Genomic DNA, 8,923 nt, shown 5'->3' with positions numbered 1-8,923 from the left:
CCGGTGGTCTATGGACTGATCTTCCTTGGCGAAAACATTTTCCAGGCGGCGTCCTTCGCCACGGCTTTCGCGATCGTTTTCGACGTGATCGGCAAAGGCAACCCGCTGGCGGCCACCATCTTTGCCGTGCTCACCAACGCCTTGAACTTTCCCATCTTCTACATGGAAATCGTTGATGGCCATGGCTTCGACTGGCATGGTGTCCCGGGCGCCTTCCTCGTCGATGCCGTGATCAGCGGAGGGATCTGCGTCCTCTTGTGGATCGTGCTGTTCCGTGTCCTTCGGGTCCAGGACAGGCGCGACGACTCGCCGACGCCCTCCGTCGCCGACGTCGGGTAAGCGCGACAAAGGAACGGCGGCAAAGGCACGGGAAAAAGAACGGATGTGCGCGAAACCTGCTTTCGGCAGGCGCAAGGCACGTGCGATGCTACCCGGGCATGGCCTACTTGGTGGTTGCTTGCCGCGGCGGACGCTGGTCGATCACGATGCTGGGGTGGTCCGCATCCGCCGATACCATATAGACCACCGTGTTCGAGCCCCGGGGCAGATGCAATGGACGGGTCACTAATGCCCGGGGACTGCCGGAAAGGCGTATCCCAAGCCGACCGTCTTGCGGTTTGATGCGCTCACGTTCACCCACATCCGCATACGGCACCGAACCGAATGCCACGGAGCGCTGGCCGGATTTGAAATGCCCCGATACCGGCATGCTTCCGGGCGCCATGTTGGCCATGCGCACTATGGCCGGTCCGGATGAAGGTCCAGGCTGCATCATCACCATGCGATGGCCCAGTTGATATCCATTGACCTGGCGATGGTCGATGCCTCCAAGCGCTGCCTTGACCCGTGTCATCCAGCTCTGGTGCATCGGCGGCATGTAGATGCCATATAGCGCCAGACCGTAGCTTTCGCCATCGCCAAGACCGTAGCGGAAATGGCTGGCCACATGGCCATGGACGCGCACTTCAAAACGGTAGCGTCCGGCCTTCAGCGACAGTGTGTCGCCGGCAGTGTCCGCGGGCAGGTCGACGGTCCTGCACGCGTGATCGGCTTCCCGACAGAGCCTGACATGAACCGCGTCGGTCTTTTGCACCAGGTTGATCAGGCGCAATTGGGCCGGCGCGGCTGCCGCAGATGAAGACAACGACCATACGCACAAGGCTGACAGGACAGACAGTACGCGAGCCCCGTTCACGTGCTTTCTCCATGACCGTTTCCTTCCGTGCTCACACGCTCAAGCAGGGCCGGCCGGCCGATGAATATCAGCAAGGCCAGCACAAGCAGGATGGCCAGCGGGACCGGTGCGGACACCATCAATCGCAAGACCAGCACGATACCCACCAGGGCACCCAGGACAACGCCCGCCATGGGCACCCATCGGACGCTCTGCATCTGCTTCCAGCAGATCAGGTTCACCACCATGAATGTGCCCAGGAAGACCAGACTGGCCGCTTCCACCAGGGATGACAGCGAACCGATGATCGCCAGCACCGTGGCGATCAGGCCGACCAGGATCATCGGTCGGTCCGGTACGTCGAAGCGGTTCTGGTGATCGAACCATTGCGGCAATTCACCGGCTCGCGCCACGCGCGCCGCCAGCTTGCCGGTCGAGAACAGGGTCGAATTGATGGCCGCGGCAGTGGCGAATCCTGCCGCCACCGTCATCACCACCAGGCCGGGGAAACCTGCCGCGCGAGTGGCCGCAACCGAGAGCGCGACCTGTTTCTGTTCCACCATGGTCAGGGCACCCGCCAACATGGTCGCGCCCAGCGTGACCGCGATATAGACAATCACCACGAAAATCGCTGCGGAAACCAGCACCGGAAGGAAGATCCTCTTGGCATTTCTGACTTCCTCGTACTCGTAGGTCAGCAGCTGGAAACCTTCGTAGGACACGAAGATCGCGGCGGCGCCGATCAAGGCGCTCCAGGCCGGTCGCGGCTCGATTCCCGCGACCAGTTCCACCGGGGCCCAATGCCACATGCCCCATACCGCAAGCACCACCAGGATCAGCAGGTTGCCGCTTACGATGACCACCTCGATGCTGGTCATCTTGCCAAGCCCTGCAAGATTCAGCCCCACCAGTCCGAAGCCGATGAGCAGCGCCAGGCCCCGGATCATCAATCCCCCGCCATGGAAAGCGAATGCCACGTAATGACCGAAGGCATAGGCATACACGGAAATGGTCAGGATGTACCCGATGATCAACAGCCAGGAAAGGCTGCCCGCCAGTCCGTCCTGATCCATCTTTTCCAGAAACTCGAATGCGCCACCGGACTTGCCGTACTTGACCGAAAGCCGGGCATAGCTGAAGGCCGATATCACTGCCACCACGCCGGCGATGATGAAACTCAGCCAGGCCCACTGTGCCGCCACGGAGATCACCACGCCCAGCGCGATGTAGATCCCGCCGCCAACCATGCCGCCCGCCGCCAGCGCCCAGACCCGAACCGCACCGAGTTTGCCGGCGCCTGACGTCGATGAGTCCATGCTTTTCGTCACTGCAACAGTCCACTCGTCAATCACACTCCGGATACACGTTACTCCGCAGCATCTTTTGCAAAAAGGGGGGCGCAGGGCTTCCGGTCGGTAAAATACCCGTCCTTCCCATTGGCGCGGGTCCCTGTTGCAAGCCCTGCATCCCGTCATTCGACGGATGGTTTCTGCTTCCCTGGCGTGACCTCGGAGCTGAAATTATTGGCGATGACGTCAACATCCTTCAGTTTCTTTTCAAGGGTGTTGACGCGTTCGTGGTTCTTGAGGCTGAAGATCAGCGCTGTCAGCAAGAAGCTAAAGGCGATGATGCTGAAGGTACCCATGCGTCTGCTCCGCGATATTGGCCAATCCGTTTGATGTCCCGTCCGGGAACCGGTGAGTCATGCGCCATGCTGAATGGCGCTCAAGACTTTGTGAGCCACCTGCGCATGGTGTTTCCTTTCTTCGAGTGCAGCTCGCCCGCTGTCAATGAGTGCATCGTGTTTTCGCTTGCGTCCGGTCGGTGACGGCGGTCAGTCCGGGCGTATGCAATTCAAGCTTCATCGTTCGCTTGCTCTTCCGCTTGCGCGTACGCTGTCGGAGCGTCCATAGGGCAGCCATGCGCTGGCAACGCGCCTCACCAAGCAACAGGTCCGCGGTGGATGCTCGCAGGCGCTGCCGCTCAACCGGGCGGCCCTGAACGACACACGGGGGCAATTGATTCAACTTTGATTTTGCAATTCTTGTTCGCGGGCCACCGGTACGCCGCCCCCCTGCGAAGTTGCCGCACCCCCAAAGGTCACTGCCAAGGAACAATCCGATGAGTCATGCCTACAAGTATGAGCCCCACGCGCGTCTCAGCGAGCGCCAGGAGCACGGTCCGCCGACGGTCAAGCAATCCGCTGCGCTGTTGCACGGTAATGGGCTCATCGCACGGTTCAACCGGCGGGTCGGGCTTGGGATTACCACCACGGTCGGGACCATGTGGTGTGCCTACGCTTTCGTCGCACTCACCCTGATCAGTCTTCCAGCGGCATTGATGAGCGGTGATCCGATCGTCATTGTGGCGTGGGTTGCGCAGACGTTCCTGCAGCTTGTGTTGCTGCCGGTGATCATCGTCGGGCAGAACATTCAGGCCGCAGCCGCGGATGCACGTTCGGCCGCTACCTATGAGGACGCCGGCGCCATCCTCGACGAAGCCAGGAAAATTCAGGCGCATCTGGTTATGCAGGATGCTTCTATGGGTGTGCTGCTCGACAAGTTGTTGGCCTTGGAAACAGCCGTGGGAGCGCAGGAAAAAGGCATGGAAGGGAGTGGAGGGAATTGATCTTTCATATTCAATAGAGGCCCACCTGGGCGATCCACGTGATTGATCGCACGATACCGTTCCAGATGTTCTTTCGATCATGGTCCGGAATGTTGCATCATCCAGATCCCGCTCTTTCCCAGATGCAGGCGAGTCTGATGCAGGTCGTCGTCGCTTGCATCCTGGACGAGCCAGCTCCGATACGACTTGACGTACAGGCATGGGTTGCCGTGGGGGGCTGGATAGAGTGGAGGAGCGTCAGTGGACCGTCCCCGATAGCCGTGCCGATCCACGTCGCATGCATCTTTCGTGTCCCCCGCTGCGTATTTGTGTTCGAAACACCGCCGATACGCTGATGCACGGGAGATGCCCATGTCGCAGACCACGCTCGAGAGCCCGCCGACCACCACTACGCCGCTGCCGACCGAAACGCTTCGCCTGTCTTCGATCATCGGCGCGCTGAGCCACGCCCTGGACCTTACCGAGGGCCAGCCGCCGGGGCACTGCATGCGCGCCTGCTGGATCGGCTTGCACGTGGGCATGGCCATGGGGCTGTCGAGGCAGGCACTGTGGGAGCTGTATTACACGCTGCTGCTCAAGGATGCCGGTTGCAGCAGCAACGCCGAGCGCCTGTGCGAGCTGTATGCCCATGATGACCGGGTGACCAAGAAGGATTTCTTTCAGGTTGACGGCGACAGCCTCAGCCAGCTGGCCCGTTTCGTGTTTGCGCATACGGCACCGGGCGCACGCATGCACCAGCGACTGTCGCGCATCCTGCATCTGATGCGGCACGGCCAGCAACTGGCCGATGAACTGGTGGTCACGCGCTGCGAGCGCGGCGCGGCGGTGGCCCGGCAGCTGGGTTTTCCCGACGGCGTGGCCGAGGGCATCCGCCACCTGGACGAGCACTGGAATGGCCTTGGCCGTCCGCAGCGCAAGGATGGCGAGTCGATTCCGCTGTTTTCGCGCATCGCACTGGCCGCGCAGATCGCGGATGTGTTCCACCAGGTCGGCGGCCGGCAGGCAGCCTTGCTCGAGATCCGCCGGCGTCGCGGAACCTGGTTCGATCCGCAGGTCGCCGACATCCTGTGTGCGCTCGGCGCAGAAGAGGCCTTCTGGCAGCCCATGGCTCAGCCGGACTTCGGCCAGCGACTGTGGGACCTGGAACCGGGGCCGCGTCATCTGCCTGCGAGCGAAGCTCAACTGGACGCCATCACGCTGGCTTTCGCCCAGATCGTAGATGCCAAGAGCCACTTCACCTACGGCCACAGCGAACGCGTGGGCCGCTACGCCGAGGCTATTGCGCGCCGCATGGGTCTGGAGGAGGCGCGCGTGACCTGGGTCCGTCGCGGCGCGCTGCTGCATGACCTGGGCAAACTGGGGGTCAGCAACAGCGTGCTGGACAAGCCGGGCCGGCTCGACGAAGCCGAATGGGTCCAGATCCGTCGACACCCCGCGCTCACCGAGGACATCCTGAAGCGCCTGGCGCCCTTCGAGGATCTGGCCCGGATTGCCGGTGCCCACCACGAGCGTCTGGACGGACGGGGATATCCGCGTGGCCTGCGCGGCGACGACATCCCGCTGGAAACGCGCATCATCACCACCGCCGACATTTTTGATGCGTTGACGGCCGAACGTCCTTATCGTGCCGCGTTGCCGGTGGACCGCGCGCTTGCCATTCTTGAGGATGAGCAAGGCGCCGCCATTGATCCGGCCTGCCTGAGCGCGTTGCGCGAAGCGCTGCCGGCGCTCGGGCTGGCCTGAACCGAGCCGATCCCTGAGCCTGGCCCGTGCCAAGGAGATGGCCGGGAACGTCAAGTCTCTGCACTCACCTGCGGCGCCTCCCCTGGACCAAGCCTGACATGTGTCCGCTTGTCGACACATGAAACCGGGCCTTGTCATCCGTCCGACCTTGACATCGCCCGCATGTCAGCGCTGGCGGCTCCTCTGCAGGAGGCATATGCTGGAGTGGTGATGCCGTGCTGGGGAGGCACCAGGTTTCACAGGGGGTTGTACCCGGGGATCTTCGACGGCCATGCATGCGTGAAAAATTCCACCGCCCGCAGCGCTCGCTTGCGTCCCTCGTCAACCCGCCTTGCCTGGCACGTATGGGGTACCGCCCGCGACGTTCGCCGAATGTTTCAAGCGTTCCGGATTCTCTGGAACGCTTTCCGCACGGAGGAGCTCATCCGATGAAGTGCCTTATTGCATGTTCCAGGTTCGCCCGTTTCGCAACGGTGACCGCATTGACGGTGTTCGGCCTGTCCGGACCACCGGTGCACGCTGCCGCGTCAAGCGGAAACCGCCCAACGGCCCCGGCCATCGCCGGCAAGATGGCCTGGCGGGCTGTGGGTCCGTGGATCGGCGGCCGAGTGGTCGCGGTGACTGGAGTGCCCAGCCAGCGCGACCTGTTCTACATGGGCGCGGTGGATGGCGGCGTCTGGCGCAGCACGGACTACGGCCACAAGTGGGTCAACATCACCGACGGGACCCTGCCGGGTTCCAGCGACAGCATCGGTGCCGTCGCGGTGGCCCCCTCCAACCCCAAGATCATCTATGTCGGTACCGGCGAGAGCGATATCCGCGGCGACATGATCACCGGTGACGGTGTCTTTCGTTCCGACGATGCCGGCAAGACCTGGCATGCGGCAGGATTGTCCAAGACGCACACCATCAGCGCGATCGTGGTGGATCCGAAAAACCCCGACGTGGTCTATGCCTCCTCGATGGGGCACGTGTTCACGTCCAATGTCGAACGTGGCGTGTTCAAGTCCGTGGACGGTGGCAAGAGCTGGAAGAAGATCCTGTACACCGATGCCAAGACCGGTGCGATCGACCTGGTGATGGTTCCGCATCATCCGAACGTGCTGTACGCGGCCATGTGGCAGGCCAGGCGCATGCCGTGGAAACTGGACGATGGAGGACCCGGCAGCGGCCTGTACAAGAGCACCGACAGCGGAGCGAGCTGGACCCGCATTTCCCGTCACAGCGGATTTCCGCAAGGCGTGCTGGGTCGCATCGGAGTCAGCGTGGCCGCAAGCAAGCCGAATGTGGTCTACAGCATCGTGCAGGCAAAGGACGGCGGGGTATTCCGTTCCAACGACGGCGGTGCGAGCTGGGCCCGGGTCAACCACAAATGGAGCCTGCGCCAGCGCGCGTTCTACTACATGAGCATCTATGCCGACCCCAGGGATGCCAACACCGTGTATGTGCCGGAGGTCGATGCACTGTGGGTTTCGCACGACGGGGGCCAACATTTCGCAAAACTGCACACGCCGCATGGCGACAACCACATCGTATGGATCAATCCGCATGACCCCAGGCTGCTGCTGGAGGGCAATGACGGTGGCGCCACGGTGTCGCTGGACGGCGGCAAGACGTGGAGCAGCGAACACAACCAGCCCACGGGGCAGTTCTACCATGTGGCGCTGGACGGGCAGTTTCCGTTCCACATCTATGGCGCGCAGCAGGACGAGGGCTCGTTCGAGGGACCCAGTGCAACATCCGACGGCATGATTCCGCTGGGGGACTGGCACAACGTGGCCTATGGCGAGAGCACGTTCATCGCGCCGATGCCCGGTGATCCGAACGTGACCTTCGGCAGCGGCTATTACAGCATCCTGCAGCGCTACGACATGTCCACCGGACAGGCGCGCGAGGTCAGTCCATGGCCCGAATACCAGGAAGGCGGGGCGGCCAACGAACTGAAATACCGTTTTGGCTGGACCCACCCGATCCTGTTTTCCGCCGCCAAGCCGAACGAGCTGCTGCTGGCCTCGCAATATGTGCTGACCAGCAGCAATGCCGGCGAGAGCTGGACACGTATCAGTCCCGATCTCACCCGCAACGATCCACTCACCGAGAAACCCAGCGGCGGTCCCGTGGACCTGGACCAGTCCGGCGCGGAGATCTTTCCGGACATCTCGGCACTGGTGGCTTCGCCGCTGGACGGCAAGCTGATCTGGGCCGGCTCGGCCGACGGCCTGGTACACGTCACCACCGACGGCGGTTCGCACTGGCAGGCCGTGACCCCCAAGGGCCTGCCGCAATGGGCGCAGATCAGCTCGATCGAGCCTTCGCACGTGGCCAGGGGCACGGCGTGGCTGACCGCCTCGCGCTACATGTGGGACGACTTTCATCCCTATGTGTTCGAGACCACCGACTTCGGCGCGCACTGGACACTTCGCACCCGCGGCCTGCCGGACGATGCGTACGTGTCGGTGGTGCGCCAGGATCCCGACGTTCCAGGATTGCTGTTTCTGGGTACCAAGAACACCGTCTATGCCAGCTTTGACGGCGGCGGGCAGTGGCAGCCGCTGGGCCTGAACCTGCCCAGGGTGCAAGTCCGCGATCTGGCCATCAATACGCGACAGGGCGCTCTGGTGGCCGCCACCCACGGCCGTGCATTCTGGGTGCTGGACAATCTTGCACTGCTGGAACAGCGCGCGCAGCTGGGGGCCGTGAACGCGGCCACGGCCCAGGTGTACGCGCCGGAAACCGCATGGCTCAGCCATGCCTACGGCACCAGCCCCTATGCCAAGCGCATACCCGCGGTGGGGACCAACCCCCCGTTCGGGGCCACCGTGTTTTTCCATATACCCACCGGCTACCACGGCAACCAGGCGGTGAGCCTCACGTTTGAGGATGCCAACGGACAGCCGATTCGTCATTTCGCCCTGCATCTGAAGGCGTCGAACCCCAAACCCAGCGCCGTGGTTCTTGATAACCGCACACCGGAGCAGAAAAAACAGGCGGCACAGGAAAAGCTCACCGCCATCCAGGCCGGCATGAACCGCTTCCAATGGAACCTTCGCTATCCTGACGCGACGGAAGTCACCGGATTCCAGGCCCCAATGGCCGCCGGAGGGCTGCCCGACTCGGTACAGGGCCCGACCGTATTGCCCGGCCGCTATACCGTGGTGCTTGATTACAAGGGGCACAAGACCAAGCAAACGTTCGAGGTGAAGCTGGATCCACGCCTGCATCCGGCCGCCGACGGCCTGCAGCAGCGCCTGGCGCTGCAGCAACGCATCCACGGCGTGCTGGATACGCTGGACCGCACCCTCAACCGCGCCATTGCCGTGCGCGGCCAGCTGCAGGCGGCGATCGCCGGGCACCCGATGGACAAGGCCAAGGCACAGG

At 62.9% G+C, this 8,923-nt stretch carries 7 protein-coding genes; 3 read left to right on the top strand and 4 right to left on the bottom strand.

What is annotated here, in order from left to right:
* The 4 genes from PF446_RS01430 to PF446_RS01415 all read right to left on the bottom strand — a co-directional run.
* A partial coding sequence (locus PF446_RS01430; protein WP_298068972.1) for a hypothetical protein occupies positions 1–414 on the bottom strand: 414 nt, incomplete at its 3' end.
* Positions 415–442: 28 nt separating this feature from the next.
* Entirely contained in the window at positions 443–1,195 is a 753-nt protein-coding gene (locus PF446_RS01425) for a hypothetical protein (protein ID WP_298068970.1), read from the bottom strand.
* Positions 1,192–2,490 carry an APC family permease gene (locus PF446_RS01420; protein WP_298068968.1) on the bottom strand — a complete coding sequence of 433 codons (1,299 nt, stop codon included), beginning with the start codon at positions 2,488–2,490 and terminating at the stop codon, positions 1,192–1,194. The genes PF446_RS01425 and PF446_RS01420 overlap by 4 nt, the downstream gene beginning before the upstream one ends.
* Before the next feature lie 155 nt (positions 2,491–2,645).
* Entirely contained in the window at positions 2,646–2,819 is a 174-nt protein-coding gene (locus tag PF446_RS01415; protein ID WP_298068966.1) for a hypothetical protein, read from the bottom strand.
* Between the two features lie 476 nt (positions 2,820–3,295).
* Between PF446_RS01415 and PF446_RS01410 the strand changes: the two genes are divergently transcribed.
* The 3 genes from PF446_RS01410 to PF446_RS01400 form a co-directional block, all read left to right on the top strand.
* Positions 3,296–3,802, top strand: a complete 507-nt coding sequence (locus tag PF446_RS01410) for a hypothetical protein (RefSeq protein WP_298068964.1) — start codon at positions 3,296–3,298, stop codon at positions 3,800–3,802.
* A gap of 351 nt (positions 3,803–4,153) precedes the next feature.
* Positions 4,154–5,545 (top strand): HD-GYP domain-containing protein, encoded by a 1,392-nt coding sequence (locus tag PF446_RS01405; RefSeq protein ID WP_298068963.1) that lies wholly within the window; start codon positions 4,154–4,156, stop codon positions 5,543–5,545.
* Positions 5,546–6,018: 473 nt separating this feature from the next.
* On the top strand, positions 6,019–8,923 hold a 2,905-nt coding region (locus tag PF446_RS01400), incomplete at its 3' end, for a hypothetical protein (protein ID WP_298068960.1).

Source organism: Oleiagrimonas sp. (genome assembly GCF_027858935.1).
Taxonomy (GTDB): Bacteria; Pseudomonadota; Gammaproteobacteria; order Xanthomonadales; family Rhodanobacteraceae; genus Oleiagrimonas.
This window is presented reverse-complemented; position numbering and strand designations above follow the sequence as displayed.